Raw genomic sequence first — 21,451 nt, forward strand, 5'->3', positions numbered from 1 at the left:
TACGAAAAGGGAGATAAAAATGAATAAGCGAAAATTTAAAAAAAGTATGAATGCGTTTTTAGTTGCCAGTTTAGTAGCAACTGTTGTAGTACCAGCAACCCCAGCAATTATAAATGCAGAATCAGCTTCAAAGGATCTAAATAAATATACTTTTAAAAATTACTCAAATAGAGTAATTGCAGCTACTGAAACAACAACTCCTGATACAACTACAATTGTCCAAGAATTCATTACAGTAGAAGAAGCAATAGCAAATAATAGTGGTATAGCTACTGTTCGAGGATATATTGTAGGTATCGCAAATAGTGGCTCAAAATATGATCAAGAACCACCGTTTACTGTTAATACGAATATAGGTTTAGCAGATGACCCAAATGAAACAGATCCATCAAAGATTTTACCTGTACAGTTACCATCAGGAGCAATTCGAAGTGACCTTAATTTAGTGGATAACCCGGAGAACTTTAAAAAGGAAATAATGATCACAGGAAGTCTTGAAGCTTACTTCTCTGTACCAGGATTAAAATCGCCAACTGAATATTCGATTGTTGGACAAGATCCTGCTCCAGAAGAACCAGTACAGATTATCTCAATCGCTGAAGCTCGTACTCAAGGAGAAGGCAAAGTATCAGTCAATGGCACTGTTACAGCGATCCTAAAAAATACAATCCATATCCAAGATGAAACAGGCGCCATTGCAATTTACCCAACATCTCTAAATGTTCAAGTTGGTGATGAAATTGTAGTGATTGGTACATTAAGCGAATACAATGATTTACTGCAGCTTCAAAGCCCTAAACTTGTTGAAAATAAAGGGCAAGTAGGGGTGCCTGAAGCAGTTGTTCTAAATGGCTCTGAATTAGTAGAAGAAAACGAGTCGAAGCTCGCAACGATTAACAATGTTACTTTGAAATCAGTTAATGAAGGTACTGGTTGGGCTAACTATTTAGCCTCAGATGGAACAGAATTTATCGTACGTGATGAAACTGGATCTTTAGGGCTTTCAGTAGGTTCTATCTATGAATCAATTACAGGTATCGTTCAAGAATTCAATGGGAATTTCCAAATTATCCCGAGAAGTAAAGCGGATATTGTAGAAGATTCATCGAAAGTTCAAATTGTTGCAGCTAGTCATCAATCAGGAGTAATTCCTGCTGGTACAGAGGTGACGCTATCCACATCTACTGAAGGTGCGGAAATTTATTATACAACGGACGGTTCTGACCCATTAACAAATGGTCAATTATATAGCGAACCGATAGTTGTCAATGAAGCAATGACGATGAAAGCAATTGCTAAAAAGGAAGGTCTAACAGCTAGCCAAGTTTCAGAATTTAGTTACACTGTTTACAATCAGGAAGATGGATTGCAAATTCACCATATCCAAAGTGAATCCCATAACTCTCCTTTTGATGGCAAAATAGTAGAAAACATTGAAGGTATAGTAACGTATACTTATAAAATTGGTAACGGGAATTACTTCCATATTCAAACACCAGACCATTTAATAGACAATAACCCTAAAACATCAGAAGGAATTGTTGTTTATACAGGTAATCAAGCTTTAGTTGAAATCGGTGATCTAGTAAGTGTAACAGGGACTGTCGACGAATATCATATCGATGGCTACAATGACACGAAGCAAGATACAGATTTATCTGTAACTCAAATCAATGCTAGAAACGATCGTAATGGTATCGTGCGAGTTCTTGAAAAAGGGGTTGAACTCCCAGAGCCTATTAAAATTACAAGCGATAATCTACCAAACGCAGTAATTGATAATGATGGTTTTGCAGACTTTGATCCAGAAGAAGATGCAATTGATTTCTGGGAAAGTTTAGAGGGAATGTTAGTAGAAGTTGGGACAGTGAAAGCAGTTGCTCCTCAAGAACACGGTGATTTAATAACAGTTCTTGAAGAAAGAGCAACAAACACAATTAACGGAGGAGTGTTATTAGAAGAAAATAACGCAAATCCAGATCGTATTCAATTTAAGCTTTTTGATAACTATGAGGCGAGAGATTTTGAAGTCGCAACAGGTGATAAATTCACTGGTCCAATTCAAGGTGTTGTGAACTATGGGTTCCAAAATTATAAAATTTATGCTGACTATGAATATATGAAAGCAAAACATGTAGAAGGCAGTGCGGAGCCAGAAAAAACAACGATTGTAAAAACAGAGGATAAATTAACAATTGCATCTTACAATCTAGAAAACTTCTCAAATAATACAAACGAAACAACAGAGGACAAAGCTGCTAAATTAGCAAGAGCAATTGGAACAGATATGGGCAGTCCTGATATTGTTGGAGTAACAGAAGTGCAAGATAATAATGGACAAGGTGCTGGAGATGCAGCTGCAAATGAAAGTTATGAACGTTTAATTGATGCAATTGAAAAAGAAAGTGGAGTTCGATATGAATATTTAAATATCGATCCAATTAATAACGAAGATGGTGGTGCACCGAACGCGAATATTCGTGTTGGATTCTTATATAATCCAGATCGAGTTTCTATACCTGAAGGAATAACTCCTGGTGATGCAACAACTTCAGTTGGTTATGTTGATGGAAAACTAACACATAATCCAGGTCGAATTGATCCAACAAATGAAGCATTTGAAGATAGCCGAAAGCCATTAGCAGCACAATTTGTGTTCCAGGGTAAAGAGGTTATTGTTATTGCAAATCATTGGAATTCAAAATCAGGAGATACACCGTTATTTGGTTCAACTCAACCACCTGTTTACGGAAGTGAGGAACAACGTCATAAGATTGCTAATGTTGTTTATGACTTTGTAGAAAAAATCAAAAATGATAATCCTGATGCAAATATTGTATCACTTGGTGATTTTAACGACTTCCAGTTCTCTGAGTCACTGAAAATCCACGAGGGTGAATTAATGACAAACATGATCAATCATGTGGAAGAAAGTGACCGTTATACGTACCTATTCCAAGGTAACTCACAAGTTTTAGATCATATTTTAGTATCTAATAATTTAGTAGACAATACTGAAATTGATATTCTTCATATTAATGCAGACTTTACTGACATGGCTGGTCGTGCAAGTGACCACGACCCAGTAATGGTGCAAATTGATTTGCATGCTGAAGATAGTGAAGAACCAATCGTTGCAGAAAAAATATACAATTTAACAAACTATAAAACAGGTAAATTAATCATCAATAAACCAAGTGTTTCTGTAACGCTGGACCATAATTCAGAAATTAAAAATGGAATAGTATTCACTGGGAAATATGCAGAATTTGCAGGTGAAGGCTTGGCAAATGTTATGTTAACAGTCAAACCTAAACAACCGGGTGCAATCATCGACTTAAAGAATACTAAAGTAGGTCGAATCATCATTGATGGACCAAATGTAGCTGAAATCAGAAACGCTCATGAAGAGCAAATTTTTGAGTATATAAATGGTGCCGGCCCTGGAACAAATCCAGGCGATGATCCTAATACAACTCCAGACTCGGCTTCTATTAAATTATCTGTTCTGTCAGATATTCACTACTATGACACTTCACTTGGCACTTCAGGTGAAGCATTAAATGCCTATCTAGAAAATGATAGAAAACTGTTAATTGAAAGCGCGGCTGTTCTTCACTCAGCAGTAGAAGAAATAAAAGAAAATGACTCTGAAGTTGTGTTAATATCAGGGGATCTTACAAAAGATGGTGAACTTGTAGGTCATCAAAATGTAGTTAAAGTATTAAAAGAATTAGAAGCTGCTGGGAAAAAAGTTTATGTAACACATGGAAATCACGATATCCAAAACCCACATGCAGTAAAATTTGTGGGTGATGCAACAGAGCAGGTTCCATCTGTATCTGTAGAACAATACAAGGAATTATATAATGATTTTGGTTATGGTGAAGCAATCGCTCAAGATTCGAATTCCTTAAGTTATGTTGTACAGCCTAAGGATGGTATTCGCATTATTGTAATGGACTCAGTTTTATACAATACGAATATGGTAGATGGAAAACCGAAAACATCTGGTGCCATTGATCAACAAAGACTTACATGGATTCTAGAACAAATTGAAGATGCTAAAGAAAACAATCAACTCATTATAGGGATGACACATCATGGAATTGTTGAGCACTTTGAAGTTCAGGAGGAAATCTTCCCTCAGTATGTAATTGAAGATTGGCAAAAAGTATCGGAAACATTAGCCAATGCAGGATTAAATATCGTATTTACTGGACATTTCCATGCACAGGACGCCGTTTCAAAAACGACTGCAGCAGGTAACACAATATATGATATTGAAACGGGTTCACTTGTTACTTATCCATCTCCTTACCGAAATATTGAAATTGCTAATGGAAAAATCCATGTCGATACAGTTACAGTTGATGAAATTAATTTCAATACAAACGGAAAAGAATTCCCTGAATACGCTAGGGAGTTTTTAGAAAAAGGAATGGAAACCCTTGTTCCATCAACTCTTGCACAAATGATTCGTCAACAACAACCAAATCTAACTGAGGAACAAGCATTACAATATGCACAAGCTTTAGTAGATACGCAATTAGCTCCACAGCTAGATCCGTCAATTACTGTAGGCAGCCTAATTACGGATGCATTAATTCAACATTACGTAGGTGATGAAACACTTAGTCCACAAAATCAACAAATTCTTCAGGGCATGACATCTAGTGATGATCCAATGGTCAAAATGTTGGGAAATGCGATTTTATCTTTATTAAATGATCCATCACAGGATAATAGTTTTGTAATTGATTTAAATTCTTTAAATAAAGAGATGTAAATTTGGAAAGGACCGCCCGAGAAGTTTTTCGAGGGGGTCCTTTTTGTTTAGATGTACAGTGAGTATCAACCAACTAACGAGGATGGGTGTTTTGAAATTTCTCGACCTAATCCGGGATTAGGAATATTGTCCTAATTTCCTGTTGACTAACTGCTCAATTAATTCAAAGAATTTTTATATAGAGAACTATTCCAGGATTACTAAAACTTTAGATGGCTTTCTTCCTTAATTTTCGAGTTTTTTATAGACTTATGAACTATATATTAAAATAGGCCTCCTAGATATTCCTTTGCTTGTTAAAATTATACATGTGATAAACCGATAATTGGGGGGATATAAAATGAAAAAGTGGATATATTCACTGTTAATCGTGCTTTGCTTTGCATTTTTATTAAATGATGTTCAAGCAAAAGCGGCAGCTGAAACTACAAACGATTCCTTTTCAGGAGCTACATCAGTTAAAGTTGGAAATGAGTCGGTAAGAATTAATGGTGAATTAACAAATGCTTCAAATAAGGATTTTTATAAGTTCACATTATCTAAGGCAGGTAAGTTAGATATTAGTATAAATCGTAGTACAAGTACGCAATATCGTGTAACATTATACAACTCAGTTCAAAGAGAAATTGAAAATTATGAAACAGTTAACGGTGCAGATAATGGAGTGGAGCTACTATTTTCACAAGGGCTTGATGTAGGAACTTACTACGTAAAAGTTGAACACTACAAGGGAGTAAGTGACAAAGTTCCTTACACTTTAGGTCTAAAGTTTACACAAAGTGATTATTTTGAAAAAGAGCTAAACAACGATCGTAGTACTGCCAACTCGATTTCATTTAATCAAAAATACTTTGGTTTTGCAGATACGAGTAACGACCTATTTACTTTTAAAGTTCCTTCGAATGGTGAATTGAAAATCGACATTGCCCAATCAACTAGAACAAAATTTGAAGTTTCTTTATTAAATTCTGCATTTACAGAAATGGAAATTTACGATACGGATTATAATTCTAGTACGGATACAATTATTCATACTGGTTTGCCAGAGGGTACGTATTATTTAAGAATCAAAACAAAAGAGGGGGATTTAGCAAACATCCCTTATGAATTTACTGTTCACTTCAAAAAGAATGATTCATTCGAGGTAGAAAATAATGGAACATCTTCTTCAGCAAATGAAATTTTAACTGGACAAATAAAACAAGGTGTTATTAGTTCGAGTGCCGATGTTGATTACTATCGTTTACATGTAACAAAAAATACTAATTTTGATTTATATTTAACACAGCCTAAAAATTCGACGTTCAAAGTAGAAATTACTGATCAACTTTTTAGTATAAATGAAGAAATGTATACTGAGTATGGTAATGGCAGCTTATCGAAAATTAGCAATATTACGTTGCCGCAAGGTATCTATTTTATAAAAATTCAGCCTAGCCAAGGTGTAAGCAGAAACGTTCAATATAATCTGCGAATAGCAGACACATTTAGTACCGATATTACATTCTATAAGGATTTTCGACCTGGTGAGTATTGGGTAGAATCCTTTACTTGGGGAATTAATAATAATATTTTAACAGGAGATAAACAGTCAAATCGTTTAAATCCAAATAAAAATATTACGGAAGCACAAATGTTAGCGATGGTATTAAGATATGCATTTCCAAATGAAGCCAAGGATTCAACTAGTGGACAGTGGTATAACAACTATTATGAGATGGCTAACAACAAAAAAATTGAGGTAACAAATAAGCCAAATAGTCCTTTGCGTCGTGGAGATGTGGCCAAAATTTTAGCAAAAGTTTATACTGGCAAAAATATGACTGAACAAGAATCAGTACAATGGTTATATACACACGATATAACAACAGGAATCAATCCATCAAAACCTAAAAATTATAATAACTTCAACCCAGATGGAAAGATTACAAGAGCTCAAGCGATTACCTTCATGTATCGTCTTTCTCAAAAAGGAATTAATCCACAGTTAAAATAGAGAATATTATCTCTATCATACTGTTTAGAGTGTAGACATAGTCAGAATCGACTTTGTTTACGCTCTTTTTTATACGAAAAAATTGTCATGCATACAAATTAGAAAGATAGTAATGGTAGGATAAAAAAATAATAATCTAGTAAGAAATATAGTTGTAGATTTTTGAAATTTTAGCACCTTTTAATATACAATTGTAACAATGGACTTAAGGGACAGATTTCTTTTAAACACATATAATAGTTTAAGTAACATTAAATGCATTTGTATTACTTGGGGGCATTGGAGGCATCGTAGAAATGATGACAGATGATATACAAGAAGAATTAAAACGCATTTTAGAATATGGCATACATAGAGGCAATGAATCTTCTATTACAGTTCAAGAACTAATCCAAGAACTATCTGAAAAACTAAAAGTCCTTTTAGAAAAAAGCGAATAATGTGCCAGGTACACCTTTTGTACCCAGCACACAGACGATTTAAATTATAAAAGGGATTAAGCGCATATTTTGCGTTTGATTCCTTTTTTTGATGATTATGATGTTCGGTGGACAATCATTTCTCGAATTTTTTTTATTAATCGGTCCCGGCGTTTTTTTAAAGTTGAAAGAGGTATGTTTTCAATTTTTGCAAGTTCTTTATATGAGTATTGATAAACATATAGATTCATAAGTAAGTTGTACTCTTCAAGCTTTAATTGAGATAGTATATCCTCCAGTTGCCCAAAATCGAAATTTGAACGATTTTTCATTTCGTAATACTGTGCTATATTTACAAGTTCTTCTTTATCGTACGCAATGTTTCTACCATTATATTGGTTATCCTTCCTCATCTCTGTATAGATTGTTGTTAACATCGTTCGATATGCATATGGAGCGAAATCACCTAGGGTTTCGTCGTAGTTTTGCCATGCTTTCCAAAGTGCAATTGCTGCACTTTGTCGATAGTAATCATGATTTTTGTATATATTTGTTCTTTTCAATACATGCGATATCATAGGTGAATATTTCTCAAATACTTCGTCAAAAGTTTGCATTTACTTCTTCCTTAATGACGAGCGCGCAAGTCCGTTATTCCATGGTGGCTCTATCGTACATAAGATTATTTATGGAAGCGAACTCACTATTTAAGAGATTTTCTAGGAGAATTACGGGAATTTTTAATAGTAATTTACAATGTTTTCCTAGTAAGTTATTGAAATAACAACTATTTTTAGGGATGGATTCTGCTAGCAAATTTTAAATGTGATAGTTTTTCGACTTTCAAATTCTAAATATTGATAATTTTAGGAATAATTTTTAAAATATTATCCATAATTACCATTTTTTGTTTATTAGGTGTATGGAAGTTATCAAAGTGAAAGTAATTCAATTAGGGGAGGAGTATTTATGTGTTTTGAAGAAATGAAAATTTTGAAAGAACATGCTTGTCACGCAATTGCTCCTTATTATAATGGGATGCATTCATCGATAATTTACACTGATCAAGGCCATGTTTTTTCAAAGGAACCTGTTCAAAAAATTATAGAAAATCTTTGTTTAGAATATGGTTCTACTTTACTTGGACGTTTACATGCTTCACGTGAAATGCTCGGTTATATCAAAAATCCGCCTATTCTAATTTCTGAAAGCTTACCTCGAGTCGCAATCCAAGCTCCCTGTTACTACACAAAAGAAACGATTTGGATACTTGATTTGAACTTTAAAATAAAGAAATGCAACTCCTTTAGTGAGATTATCTTTAATCCTCACGTCAAACTGCCAATAGATCTCTCCTTAGAAGCGATAAGACAAAGAAAACTAAAGGGATTTGAACTATTAGTTAAGTTTATGTTGTGATTTTGTAAGCGTTTACTTATGACTTTTTAATAACTACATAAATTATCTTTTATTTATTAAGGGAATGCTTTCAGGAATGAAGGAAAAGTGAATTTGCTTTTTGTTTTAGAGAATTAAAATTTGTAATTTTCTGAATTTATAGTGTACATGATACACAATATAGGCATACAATAAAGTAAGGGGGGGTCTATATTTTTAAATTTCTTTTAGGCATTATTTGTATTGCTTTAACCCTAGTCATTATTCGTTTATTTATGAGAATTGTCGAAGAAAGAAAAAAATCAGACTTCTTGATTACATTTGTTTTATTGATTGTACTAATCATTCTTGCCTTTTTCTATATAACTAGTGGTTAGAGCTGTAGAGTCGGTGTTGTGATAGAAATTAATTTCTTGTAAACTTATGTACTATGAAAAGAAAACGCTTACAATCAGTTCTGGTACAGAGGAAAGAGACTAATCCTAATACAGTTAATCAGGATTAGTCTCTTTTTGTATTTAAATTTCGTAAATATGAATTGAAATTACGTGAAAAAATCAAACCGCGTAAAAAACTAGTGAACCTGCGTAAATCCAACTCGAAACCACGTAAAAATTAAATCAAACCACGTAAATATCAAGTGAAATCGCGTAAAAAAATCAAACCGCGTAAAAAACTAGTGAAACCGCGTAAATCCAACTCGAAACCACGTAAAAATTAAATTAAACCACGTAAATATCAAGTGAAATCGCATAAAAAATTCAAACCGCGTAAAAAACTAGTGAAACCGCGTAAATCCAACTCGAAACCACGTAAAAATTAAATCAAACCACGTAAATATCAAGTGAAATCGCGTAAAAAAATCAAACCGCGTAAAAAACTAGTGAAACCGCGTAAATCCAACTCGAAACCACGTAAAAATTAAATCAAACCACGTAAATATCAAGTGAAATCGCGTAAAAAAATCAAACCGCGTAAAAAACTAGTGAACCCGCGTAAATCCAACTCGAAACCACGTAAAAATTAAATCAAACCACGTAAATATCACCCAAAACCACGTAAATATCAACTGAAAGTAGACAATTAATAACCGCGTAAATATATAGCACAATAAACATCCTATATGTGTATCCTTAATACTAAAACCGTGCAATTGAAAAGGCGAGGAGCTCATCCTCGCCTTCAAGTTATTCTAATCTTGTTCTACTGTACTTGCTATTTGGTATCCGGATACGTCTTCATCCAGTAAGAAGGAAGTACCGCGCTTTTTGTGTGCGGCGTTGAAGAAGACTGCTAGAATTGCAATTGTTGCCACTACACCACCAATGAATGAAGCGTTTAATGGGATGCCGAAGCCCATTGTTGGTTCGTAAAGAATATAAACGATTACCATATACGTCATAAAGGTTGCTGGAATTGTTGCAATCCAGTAATTTTTCCTTGCAAGGAATAAATACATTGCTCCCACCCAAAGTGCAATTACTGCGGTTACTTGGTTTGCCCATGAGAAATAGCGCCATAAAATATTAAAATCTATTTTTGTTAACCCATAAGAAATAACGAATAATGGAATTGCAATCCATAAACGGCTTAATAATTTTGCTTGCCCAAATTTAAAATATTCTGCGATAATCATACGAGCTGCACGGAATGCTGTGTCCCCAGAAGTAACAGGTAACACGATAACACCTAAAACAGCTAATGTACCGCCAATGGAGCCTAGCATTAATAATGAAACTTCACTTACAACAGCTGCAGGACCACCAGCAGCAATTACTTCGTTTAGCCCATCGTATCCGCCAAATAAACTCATAGAAGCAGCAGCCCAAATCATCGCAATAATACCTTCAGCAATCATCATTCCATAGAAAATTTTACGGCCTTGTTTCTCATTTTGAGTTGTACGAGAAATGATAGGTGTTTGTGTTGCATGGAATCCTGATAATGCACCACAAGTAATTGTAAAGAATATTAATGGGAAAATCGGTAAATTACCTGGATGCATATTTGTAAACGATAATTCTGGAATTGGTGCTCCTGTTACAATTAGTCCAATTCCTACACCTACCGCTGAAATTACTAATAGCGCTCCAAAGTATGGGTATAATCGACCGATGATTTTATCAACTGGTAAAAGCGTAGCTAAAATATAATACAAGAAGATTACTCCTACGATAATACCAAGTGCTACTCGACCATCTAGTAAATTATTTATAAGCATAGCTGGAGAAGTAACGAAAACGGTTCCAACTAAAAGTAATAATAATAACGCAAAAACATTTACAACATGTTTCATAAATTTCCCAAGGAACTTTGAAACTAGTTCTGGTAAATGAGCCCCTTTGTTTCGAATCGAAATCATACCAGTTAAATAATCATGAACTGCACCTGCAAAAATACAGCCAACCACAATCCAAATAAATGCAACAGGTCCGTAAAGAGCCCCTGCAATTGGACCGAATACTGGTCCAGTACCAGCAATGTTAAGCAACTGGATTAATGAATTTTTCGGAGTAGACATTGGAACATAGTCAACTCCATCTGAATTTACATAAGCTGGTGTTGGTCGGTCTGGTCTCTCCCCAAAGACTTTTTCTACGTATTTTCCATACGTAAAATAACCAACGATTAATAATACGATACATACTAGAAATGTAATCATTATAAGTCCCCCATCCCTTTTGAAATATTCGCAATATTCACTACTAAAACGATAATAACATATGATGTTATATAACAACAATACTATTTTTATATAACAGAGCTATTCTTTATTTGATAAAGCTTTTTCCTATGTGTAAGCGGAGAAATTGAACATTTAAAATAAGAACTTAATAGATCGCTCACTAAAATTATTTTTCTACCAAAAGAAATACTCATTATTTTTATGGAAGATTGAAAAAGGGTGCAATTAACGATGAATACTCAGAATTTATGAACGATTTTTCGAGGAATATGTGCAAATACCTATACTGAGATAAAACGATTAAATATCTAAAAAATACGTAAATATAAAGACAAATAGCGTAAATATTACATTAAACTTCGTATATATATATGAAACCGATTAAATATTACAAAGATCATAGAGATGTCTACTTAAAACCATGCTATTTAAAAGACGAGGAACTCATCCTCGCCTTCAAGTACTTCTAATCTTGTTCTACTTTGCTTGCGATTTGAAATCGGGATACATCTTCATCAAGAATAAAAGCTGTTCCACGATTTTTGTAGGCGAAGTTGAAGAATACTGATAAAATTGCAATTGTTGCCACTATACCGCCAATGAATGAAGCGTTTAATGAGATGCCAAAGCCCATAGATGGCTCATAAAGAATATAAACAATTACCATATATGTCATAAAGGTCGCTGGAATAGTTGCTATCCAGTGATTTTTCTTTGCATGAAATAAATACATTGCACCTACCCAAAGTACAATTGCTGCTGTTACTTGGTTTGCCCAAGAGAAGTAAACCCATAAATTACTGAAATTAATTTTGGTTAAACTATAGGAAATGATAAATAATGGAATTGCAACGCATAAACGGCTAAATAATTTTGCTTGTCCCATTTTAAAATAGTCAGCTATAATCATTCGTGCTGCACGGAATGCTGTATCTCCAGAGGTGATAGGTAATACGATTACACCTAAAATTGCTAAAGTACCACCAATCGACCCTAATATTAATAATGCAACTTGACTTACTACAGCTGCTGGTCCACCTGTAGTAAGAACCTCATATAGCCCCTCGGAACCTCCAAATAAACTCATTGCAGCTGCAGCCCAAATTAAAGAAATAATCCCTTCTGCAACCATCATTCCGTAGAAAATTTTACGACCTTGGTTTTCATTTTGTGTAGTACGAGAAATGATAGGTGTTTGTGTTGCGTGGAATCCTGATAACGCACCGCAAGTAATCGTAAAGAATATTAATGGAAATATCGGTAATTCATTTGGATGCATATTAGTAAAAGATAATTCCGGAATTGGTGCACCTGTTACAATTAATCCGAATCCAACACCCAAAGCAGAAATAACTAACAATGCTCCAAATAGTGGATAGAGACGACCGATAATTTTATCTACAGGCAAAATAGAAGCTAAAATATAATAAAAGAAAATTACAGCAACAATAACTTCTATTGATATTTGACCTTCCAATAGATTATTAATCAGCATTGCAGGTGAAGTTACAAACACTGTACCAATTAAAAGTAATAATAGTAGTGCAAAAACATTTACGACATGCTTCATATATTTCCCTAAAAATATTGACACTAATTCAGGTAAATGAGCTCCTTTGTTTCGAATCGAAATCATCCCCGTTAGGTAATCATGAACTGCTCCTGCAAAGATACAGCCAACAACAATCCAAATAAATGCAACAGGTCCATAAAGTGCCCCTACAATCGGTCCGAATACAGGCCCAGTTCCAGCTATATTAAGCAGCTGGATTAAAGAATTTTTTGAAGTCGACATTGGAACAAAGTCAACTCCATCTGCATTTACATAAGCTGGCGTTTGACGCTCACCGTTAGCCCCAAAAACTTTTTCCACGTATTTTCCATATGTAAAATAAGCAAGAATTAACAACGCAATACAGACTTGAAGCGTTATCAACTTAAGTCCACCATCCTTTTAATATTCACTATTGAAATAATAACACACTATAATAGGACAATAATTTAATTTATTTCAGACTTTATGAGCGGATTTCCAAGGTTTATGAGCGAATCTGGGGACTTTATGAGCGGATTTTCAAGGTTTATGAGCGAATTTCGGGACTCTATGTGCGATTTCCAATGTTGGATGAGCGAATTTCTTATACTCTAAAGAATTGATTTAAGTATCAGGGATTGAGGGATCCTACATAGTTTCGTATTCGGTCACATAGAATGTTTTGTGAAATTAAATATGTAGGGGTTTGAACATTAGCATAATAGAATATGTGGAGGAAACCTATATGCAAAGTAAAGAATTTTTCTTCTTAACATGGGCAGCATTTCTTGTATCGTTTAGTTTTGTCCTAATTGCTATTTGGAACACAGACTGGATGTTGGTTGAACGAGGATTTTATACTATTTGTTTAGGTTGGATAACTTTTTCTGCATTTTCATTAGTAAAAGTTTTACGTGATAGAAATGAAGGTATTAAAACAGCCCCTGAATATTTATTTTTGGCGTGGCTTTCTATGATTGTATCATTTAGTATTGGTATGATTGCAGTATGGAACACAGAATGGATTTTTGTTGAAAAGGGCTATTACTGGATGGGGATTTTATTTACAACATATACATCTGTAGCTCTTGCAAAAGTTATTCGTGACCGTCAAGTATATTTAGAGGAACACAAAGAAGTACAAGACGCAATAATTGAAAAAGAAGAATAATTGTACCTGGCACACAAACATTCTGTGATGTTTGTATGCCAGGTATTTTTTATTAAGCTACAAATGGTTTTTTCATGCGTAATAAGCCATAAACGTAATAGAAAATACTACATGTTATAAATGTTAGGAAAACGAATAGAATGGATTTCCCAGTATCTCCTATCCAGCGGTAGAACAAACGGTAAATATAATAAATGGATATTACCATAAGTGCAATAGATGCTAGAATACCGATAAATGGAATGATGGAAATGATGGCAAGTGCAATGTAAATTAACAGGAATTTTAGCGCATCTTTTTTAATTTCATCAGTTGATGTTTTAATTGAGCCTAGTGCAAATAAAACATACGCATTGGCAATAGGAATCCATGACCAGAAAGCGATTTCGGCTAATCCATTTGTTTTGGCAGCATTATAGAAAATAATTGCCGTAATAATATAACCTAGAATACCTAATACTATACCAACAATTATAAACGTTAAAAGTAAGCCCCCAAATAAAGCATCATATTCACTTGAATAACTGTTGTATGAAGACATAAAAACACCTCCTTTCACTTATTTTTTTCCCCCCATGAAAGGAATCAAAGATAATATATGTTGTTGCAATAAATTTAGAAATCGTAAACTTAATTTAATTAATTTATCCTGCTAGGATAAGAGATTTCTCCTAAAAATAATTTTTTTTTAAAAAACTCGGGTATTGCTTAACGCCTAACGATTCTCTAATATGTATGAATTTACGATTTAGAACACTTTAAAGCCAAGTTAATACCGTTCAAACGTTTAATAATGGTTTAAACATAATTTACCTTTACTTATACTAAACTATGTCTGAAGCTATATCAACCATAAATTGGTAAGGTTTACTCGAATTCTGGAGTGGTCGAAATCTTCCCTTTTATAAAAATTTGAGTTTTAAAATGAATCTATCTACTATTTTTGTCAAAAAAATACATAATAAATCATCATTCTACGAAAAAGGATAGTAAATTAAGATTGTTCTTTTTTGAAAGAAATGGTAGACTTAATTTGTAAAAGAATTTTTCCTCATCATGCATATATTAACAGTCATTAAGAAAAATGGTTGGTAGCCCAAAAACAAGAGCACAAGTATTCGTACTTGTGCTCTTGTTTTTTGTATTCGATATCAAAAAAATATCAAAAATATAAACGATATATTAATTTTTTAGAAAATCATAACTACAATATTAAATCCCCGACAATATTGGTAAATCATTCAATGACACTATTTACCTTTGATTTTACAAAAAGATTAAAAGTATACTGTAAAAAGTTATCGTATTTAATAGGTAACAGTAAAGATGATAATATTTTGATATCCAGGGGGATTTTTTTATGAAGAAATATTCAAAATTCATGGCAACAGCAACTACGGCAACGTTAGTAGCATCTGCATTCGTTCCAGTAGCATCTGCGGCATTCGATGATGTGAAAGAAAACAATTCACACGCTGAAGCAATCAATGCATTAGTTGAAGCTGGAATTATTAAAGGATATGAAGATGGTTCATTCCGCCCCAACGCTCAATTAACACGTGGACATGTTGTTAAAATGCTTGGTAAGTGGGTGGAAAAACAAGGTTTTGAAATCCCTGCTGATTGGAATACAGTTCAACGATTCGATGATGTGGAAGTTGGTGCTAAAGACCAAGAGTTAGTAAAATACGCTGCATTAGTAAAAGAGGCAGGTGTTTTTATCGGATCTAACGGCAAATTAAACGCTGGAGGCCATATTTCTCGTGAAAACATGGCGTTGACATTAGACCGTGCTTACAAAGCAGTTACAGGTACTTCATTAGTTGAAATTGCAGAAAATGCAAAAGACTTAGTAGTAGCTGATCTTACATCTGCTAAAGCTGAATCACGTGAAGAAATTCAAGCATTACGCAACTTAGGTATTTCAATTGTTGAGAAGTTTGAACCAAAAAACTCTGTAACACGTGCACAATTCGCATCTTTCCTAAATCGTACAATCGAGACAATTACATATGAAGAAGAATTAGAAGTTGCATCTGTAACAACTATAGATTCTTCAAAAATTGTAGTAGAATTCACACAACCGATTGATGGTACGCAAGCCAACTTACAAGCAGTTAAAGTTGAAAAAGTTGGTGTGACAACATCAGATACTAGCACTTTATCATATAGATTAAGTGAAGATGGAAAAGCACTTACAATTTCAACAGACATTAAAAATAATGCATTCTTCGATGGTGATTACAATGTCGTAATCGATTCCGAAACGGTTAAAGGTGCAGCCGGTGAGTTTGTTCCTTCATATAATACAACTGTTCACTTTAATGATACGCAAGCACCAACATTTACAACAGAACAGGTTTCATCTTTAGTTTACAAAGTGAATTTCTCAGAGCCAGTACAAGCTGACGCAGTAGGTAAAATTACTTTCAAAGATGCACAAGGCCAAGAAGTAGCTGTTGGAAAATCATTAAATGAAGAGCAAACAGTATTAACATTAACGATTAATCAAGATGTTGAAGCTAAAAAGGAATTTACAGCAACAATTACTGATGCAAAGGATATCGCTGGCAACTTATTGGATCCAAACCCAGCAACTTTCACAATAGTTAAAGGTGAAAAAGATGGTGTAGCTCCAACAGTAGAAACAATCACTCAAACAGGTGAAAACACATTTACAATTAAAGTTTCCGAGAAATTACTTGCAAACCCAACTGTAAAATTAGGAACTACAGCTGATTCATTAGAAATTACTACCGTTGAAGTTGATGAAAAAGATCCAACTTTATTTCACGTTACTGCAAGCTCTAAATTCAACAGTGCTGCTTACTATGTAGAAGTATCTTCATTCACTGATCTTTCAGGTGAAGCAGGAGAAACGGCTACTAAATTAGTAGAATTCACTAAAGAAGAAGAGGACGCTGCTCCGACTGTTGAATCTGCTACATTAGATGCTGCAACAAAAACAATCGAAATTACCTTCTCAGAAGCTATTAAACTAAACGAAGCTGCTGTTAACGACTTCGAAGTTTATGTAGATGGAAAAGCATTTGAAGCCCCAATCAAATTTGATGCGAATCTTCTAGATGCTGAAGCAACATCAGCAAATACAATCTCTGTTGTAGTTTCTGATTTGACAACTGATGATATGCAAAAGCAATTAACAATCGTTGGTCTTGAAGGTACAGATATTACAGATGTAAATGGTAATTCAATTAAATTTGAAACTGCTATTGCATTAACAGCTAAAAAATAATTCATCTAATATAGAAATTTTTTATGTCGATTATGATCCATTTCATAATCGGCATTTTTTATTAGTAGATAAAAGAAATGAGTGAAAATCAACATTAAAAAGACAGCAACTGGCATTATTTTGATACAAATTGTGTTTTTCTAATGGCAATCATCCAGAAATGCTATAGAATGGTAATATACCCATTATTTTTTGGAGGGGAGACATATGAAGAAAAAATCGAAACGTTTTCAATATTTGACAGGTCTGTCAGCTGCAGCGGTTGTTGTTTCAACAGTAGCTCCAATTTCTACAAGTGCAGCATTATTTTCCGATATTAATGGAAACTCACACCAATTTGCGATAGAGGCTCTAGTCAAACAAGGGATTATTAATGGATATGCTGACGGAACGTTTAAACCAGGGAAAGGTTTGACTCGTTCAGATGTCGTAAAAATATTAGGGAAATATTTAGTTTCCATAGGATATAAAATTCCTAATGATTATAAGTCTAACATGCGTTACTCGGATCTATCCAAAAATACTTCTGATGAGCTGCTTCAATATGCAGCATTGGTAAAGGATGTCGGAGTATTTAACGGGAATAATGGTCAACTATTACCGAATGAAGAAATGCGCCGGGAACATATGGCGGTTGTTTTAGTGCGCGCATTTTCAACAATACATAATTTTGATTATATTGACTATGTTGCAAATCAAAACTTCAACATTGAGATAAGAGATTTGGGTGAAGCGACGAATGAAGCACAAAGAGCAATTAAAGTACTTGATTATTTTGATATAACGAAGGCTTCTTCCTTTAACCCTAAGTCTGTTACAGAGCGTGGCCAGTTTGCATCAATGTTTTATAACATGAGCAATGTACGTATTCCGGCATTAACTGTTAAAGAGGTAGAAGTTTTATCAGCAAATGAGCTTGAGGTAACACTTTCAGATGACACAACTCATCATGTAGAACTAAAAGATTCACTTGAAGAAAATGTCCCTACAACAGTTTCATTTGAAATCGATAATGTTTCATACTCTGCTAAAGTCACTTATAGCATTAGCCAGTTGAAGGTTGACGATGTAAAAAGTAATAATGGTGGTCAATTTACGATTTATTTTAATCAGGAAATAAATCTTGATTCGACAACTGACTCAGAAAAGCTAGAATCAATGTTTAAACTTACTGGAATAGATAATGTTGGCTCTGTTTCATTAAATAAAGGTGAAATAAGTGAAGATAAACGATCTTATAAAATTACAATTGATGATGAAGAGGCGTTAAATGAACGATATCGTCTAAAAATTAATGGCGTCAAATCAATGAAAGGCTATACGTTATCGAATTATGAAGGAACGTTCTTTTTCAATGAGGATAATGTAGAACCGAAAATAAATGGAATCCAAAAGCTTAGCGGCGATAAAGTGAAAGTTATTTTCTCTGAACCAATTAAAAGTGTAAGTGATACACCTCAATTTAAACTAGCAGGTGGACAAACGGTAAGTAATATAACAGGAAAGATTGAAAGGAATGCTACTGAGGTAGTGTTTGATTTGTCTAACGCTACGTCTAATGGTGAAGAGCTTGAGGGAAATACGAAGATATATGTGAAATTTGGTGTGATAACGGATATTGCAGGGAATACTTCTTCGCCAGAGCAGTTAGAAATTGAACTGCGTAAAGCGGATGAGGATGGGGTAAAACCCGTTTTAGAATCGGTTACACAGCTTGGTGCTAAGCAGTTTAAATTAACTTTTTCTGAAGACTTATCTCCAATTTGGAAATCAGATTTACAAATCATTCAGGGAGGTTCTACTGTTGCAGTGGAGTCTGTTGAGCAGGATAAGGATGATTTAGCATCATTTATTGTAACAGTTGGGGATTACCTACAAGGCAATGTGACAATTTCAACAGCTAATGGCCATACGATTTCAGATATATCAGGCGAGACAGCTACTTTTAAAACAACACATACTTTTACTTCTGATTCTACGAGGTCTTCAGTGATTGATACACAAGTTGTTAGAGAAGAAAACAATGAGTATTTATATATAACGTTTGACCGAAATATTATGGCAGAAAAAGATGCGACGGTGTCTATCGATGGAGTCTACGTCCATAATGGTGTAACAAATCAAATTCCGTCCACAAACAAAGCAATCGTGCGAACAGACAAAACAAATAAGAAAGTTGTTCGAGTATTATTGAGAGAGCTATTGAAAGATATAGATCTTGAAGATGCCGAGTATCTTGTAAACTTAACGTTTGATGGTGTTACAAATGAACGTAATATGGCTGTTTATAATGCGGAGGATGTGAAATTTACGCGTTCTGTGGATTATAACATTAATAATAGTCGTTTAGAGGTAGTAACAATTGAATCCTCTCGTTCATCAGATGATATTGAAGAAAATAATCGATTATTAATCAATTTTAATTATCCTGTAAACCAGGCTGATGCGGAAAATAAAAATAACTATCAGCTTGCTGGATATCGAATTGAAAGTGCAAATTATTATGCTTCAAAACCTTACCAGGTAGAACTTATTGTCCGTGGCAGCTCGACTTCAGGAAAATCACCAAATTTAAAAATAAAAAATATAAGAGCTGAAGGTTCTTTTGAAAAGATGAAAGAATTTAATAAACTAGTCGATATGTATGAGAACCGTAAACCGATTTTCCTAAATGCTACCGTAACAAATGAACTTGAAATTACATTGAAGTTTAATGAAGAACTAGCCGATATTGAGGACAATTATTTTGTTATTAAAGATAATGAAGGAAATTCATTTGAAGTAACTTCGAAACTTCATCCTTCTGATAGAAAGAAAATTATTTTAACGGTTTCAAATGATGAAGATGAAGATAAGGCGATGAGACTTACAATTAAAGTTAAACCAAACAAAGAAATTACAGATCTTAGTGGCAATAAAACAGAATGGGAATCAACGACAATATATGTACAATCTACGTTCTGGTAATATAATAAAAAAGAGTTTTATTTAAAATTTTCATAGGGGGGCTTCAAATGTTTCGTAACAAATCAAAGAAGCAGTGGGGCAAAATTGCTTCTGCTTTTGTATTAGCCACAGTAATAACAGGGTCTATGTTTAATAATGCTCCAACTGCCGAGGAGTTAACTAATCCTTTTACTGATGTAAGCACAAACAATTCACATTATAATGCAATTGTTACATTGTATAATGAAGACATCGTAACTGGCATTACAGCGACTGAGTTTAAACCAAATCAAGAAGCAACTCGTGGTGATGCGGCGTTATATTTAGCGAACGCCCTACAGCTTGATACTCAAAATGTACAAAACCCAGGTTTTAAAGATGTGCCTTCATCAAGCAAATATTATGGAGCAATTGCAGCGTTGTTTGAAAACAACATCATCAGTGGCTATGGCGATACATTTAAGCCGAATAACACATTAACAAGATCCCAAATGGCAAAAATGCTAACATTAGGGTTTGATTTAGACATCGCAACAACAACTAATTCAAAGTTTGTTGATGTAAATAAATTAACGGATACAAACACTAAACGTTATATTCAAACATTAGTTGACTATCAAATTACGGTAGGTACAACAGAGACAACATTCAGCCCAAATGGCAAATTAAAACGCGGACAACTTGCTTCATTTTTATTTAATGCAATTGAAGCAACAGAACCTGCATTAGAGATTATTTCGGTTGAATAGTCTCGGGCTTTTGAACACGTTCTCAGGTTGAGAGCGTGTTTTTTATGCTTATTTTAGGTATAGGTGAGAGATTTGTCAGCTTGAGTGAATTGAAGTTGAGTAAAAAATTTGAATCGTATAAATTAAGAAAAGAAATCGCGTAAAAATTCTTTGAAAGCAAGTAAATAATGCTTCAAACCGCGTAAAAAAGCAGAGAAACCGCGTAAAAAATTCAAACCACGTAAAAAAGAATAAAACCCGCGTAAAAATTCCCCGAAAGCACGTAAATAATACTTCAAACCGCGTAAAAAAGCAGAGAAACCGCGTAAAAAATTCAAACCACGTAAAAAAGAATAAAACCCGCGTAAAAATTCCTCAAAAGCAAGTAAATAATACTTCACACAGCGTAAATAATTTCGAATCGCAGAAAAAGAAGTAAAACTTATCCAAACTCCACAAAAAAATCCCTAAGCAATGCAATCCGATTAATAAGTATAATCAACTTAAAAAAATTCCAGAACCTAATCT

General features: G+C 34.0%; 12 protein-coding genes. 8 read left to right on the forward strand and 4 right to left on the reverse strand.

Translation table 11 applies throughout. The annotated features are described in order from the left end of the window. Positions 1 to 19 precede the first annotated feature (19 nt). The 3 genes from MKY04_RS04180 to MKY04_RS04190 all read left to right on the forward strand — a co-directional run bounded on the left by MKY04_RS04180 (position 20) and on the right by MKY04_RS04190 (position 7,225). Positions 20 to 4,789, forward strand: a complete 4,770-nt coding sequence (locus tag MKY04_RS04180; RefSeq protein WP_346235366.1) for a DUF6359 domain-containing protein — start codon at positions 20 to 22, stop codon at positions 4,787 to 4,789. A 340-nt stretch (positions 4,790 to 5,129) separates the two neighbouring features. Then, positions 5,130 to 6,785, forward strand: a complete 1,656-nt coding sequence (locus MKY04_RS04185; RefSeq protein WP_346235367.1) for a pre-peptidase C-terminal domain-containing protein — start codon at positions 5,130 to 5,132, stop codon at positions 6,783 to 6,785. Between the two features lie 296 nt (positions 6,786 to 7,081). Continuing rightward, positions 7,082 to 7,225 carry a hypothetical protein gene (locus MKY04_RS04190; RefSeq protein ID WP_185807697.1) on the forward strand — a complete coding sequence of 48 codons (144 nt, stop codon included), beginning with the start codon at positions 7,082 to 7,084 and terminating at the stop codon, positions 7,223 to 7,225. Between the two features lie 95 nt (positions 7,226 to 7,320). Here the strand turns inward: MKY04_RS04190 and MKY04_RS04195 are convergent, their stop codons facing one another. Beyond that, positions 7,321 to 7,821: a sigma-70 family RNA polymerase sigma factor gene (locus MKY04_RS04195; RefSeq protein WP_346235368.1), complete on the reverse strand. Its 501-nt coding sequence runs from the start codon at positions 7,819 to 7,821 to the stop codon at positions 7,321 to 7,323. Between the two features lie 352 nt (positions 7,822 to 8,173). Between MKY04_RS04195 and MKY04_RS04200 the strand changes: the two genes are divergently transcribed. Further along, positions 8,174 to 8,623 (forward strand): competence protein ComK, encoded by a 450-nt coding sequence (locus tag MKY04_RS04200; protein WP_346235369.1) that lies wholly within the window; start codon positions 8,174 to 8,176, stop codon positions 8,621 to 8,623. A gap of 1,171 nt (positions 8,624 to 9,794) precedes the next feature. Here MKY04_RS04200 and MKY04_RS04205 read toward each other — a convergent pair. Further along, positions 9,795 to 11,264, reverse strand: coding sequence for a carbon starvation CstA family protein (locus MKY04_RS04205; protein WP_126294234.1), 1,470 nt, complete (start codon positions 11,262 to 11,264; stop codon positions 9,795 to 9,797). 490 nt (positions 11,265 to 11,754) lie between these two features. Further along, positions 11,755 to 13,224, reverse strand: a complete 1,470-nt coding sequence (locus tag MKY04_RS04210) for a carbon starvation CstA family protein (protein ID WP_346235370.1) — start codon at positions 13,222 to 13,224, stop codon at positions 11,755 to 11,757. A gap of 343 nt (positions 13,225 to 13,567) precedes the next feature. Here MKY04_RS04210 and MKY04_RS04215 point away from each other — a divergent pair, with 343 nt between their 5' ends. Further along, complete coding sequence (locus tag MKY04_RS04215; protein WP_126294236.1) at positions 13,568 to 13,993, forward strand: YiaA/YiaB family inner membrane protein; 426 nt, start codon at positions 13,568 to 13,570, stop codon at positions 13,991 to 13,993. Between the two features lie 52 nt (positions 13,994 to 14,045). Here the strand turns inward: MKY04_RS04215 and MKY04_RS04220 are convergent, their stop codons facing one another. After that, complete coding sequence (locus MKY04_RS04220; protein ID WP_126294237.1) at positions 14,046 to 14,534, reverse strand: hypothetical protein; 489 nt, start codon at positions 14,532 to 14,534, stop codon at positions 14,046 to 14,048. 819 nt (positions 14,535 to 15,353) lie between these two features. On the opposite strand from MKY04_RS04220, the gene MKY04_RS04225 reads away from it, so the two are divergent. The 3 genes from MKY04_RS04225 (at position 15,354) to MKY04_RS04235 (ending at position 20,944) form a co-directional block, all read left to right on the forward strand. Beyond that, positions 15,354 to 17,249, forward strand: a complete 1,896-nt coding sequence (locus MKY04_RS04225; RefSeq protein ID WP_346235371.1) for an S-layer homology domain-containing protein — start codon at positions 15,354 to 15,356, stop codon at positions 17,247 to 17,249. Between the two features lie 207 nt (positions 17,250 to 17,456). Further along, positions 17,457 to 20,216 carry an S-layer homology domain-containing protein gene (locus MKY04_RS04230; RefSeq protein ID WP_346235372.1) on the forward strand — a complete coding sequence of 920 codons (2,760 nt, stop codon included), beginning with the start codon at positions 17,457 to 17,459 and terminating at the stop codon, positions 20,214 to 20,216. A gap of 47 nt (positions 20,217 to 20,263) precedes the next feature. Continuing rightward, on the forward strand, positions 20,264 to 20,944 hold the full coding sequence (locus MKY04_RS04235; RefSeq protein ID WP_246020287.1) for an S-layer homology domain-containing protein: 681 nt from the start codon (positions 20,264 to 20,266) through the stop codon (positions 20,942 to 20,944). Positions 20,945 to 21,451 lie beyond the last annotated feature (507 nt).

Source organism: Lysinibacillus telephonicus, assembly GCF_039654155.1.
GTDB lineage: Bacteria > Bacillota > Bacilli > Bacillales_A > Planococcaceae > Ureibacillus > Ureibacillus telephonicus.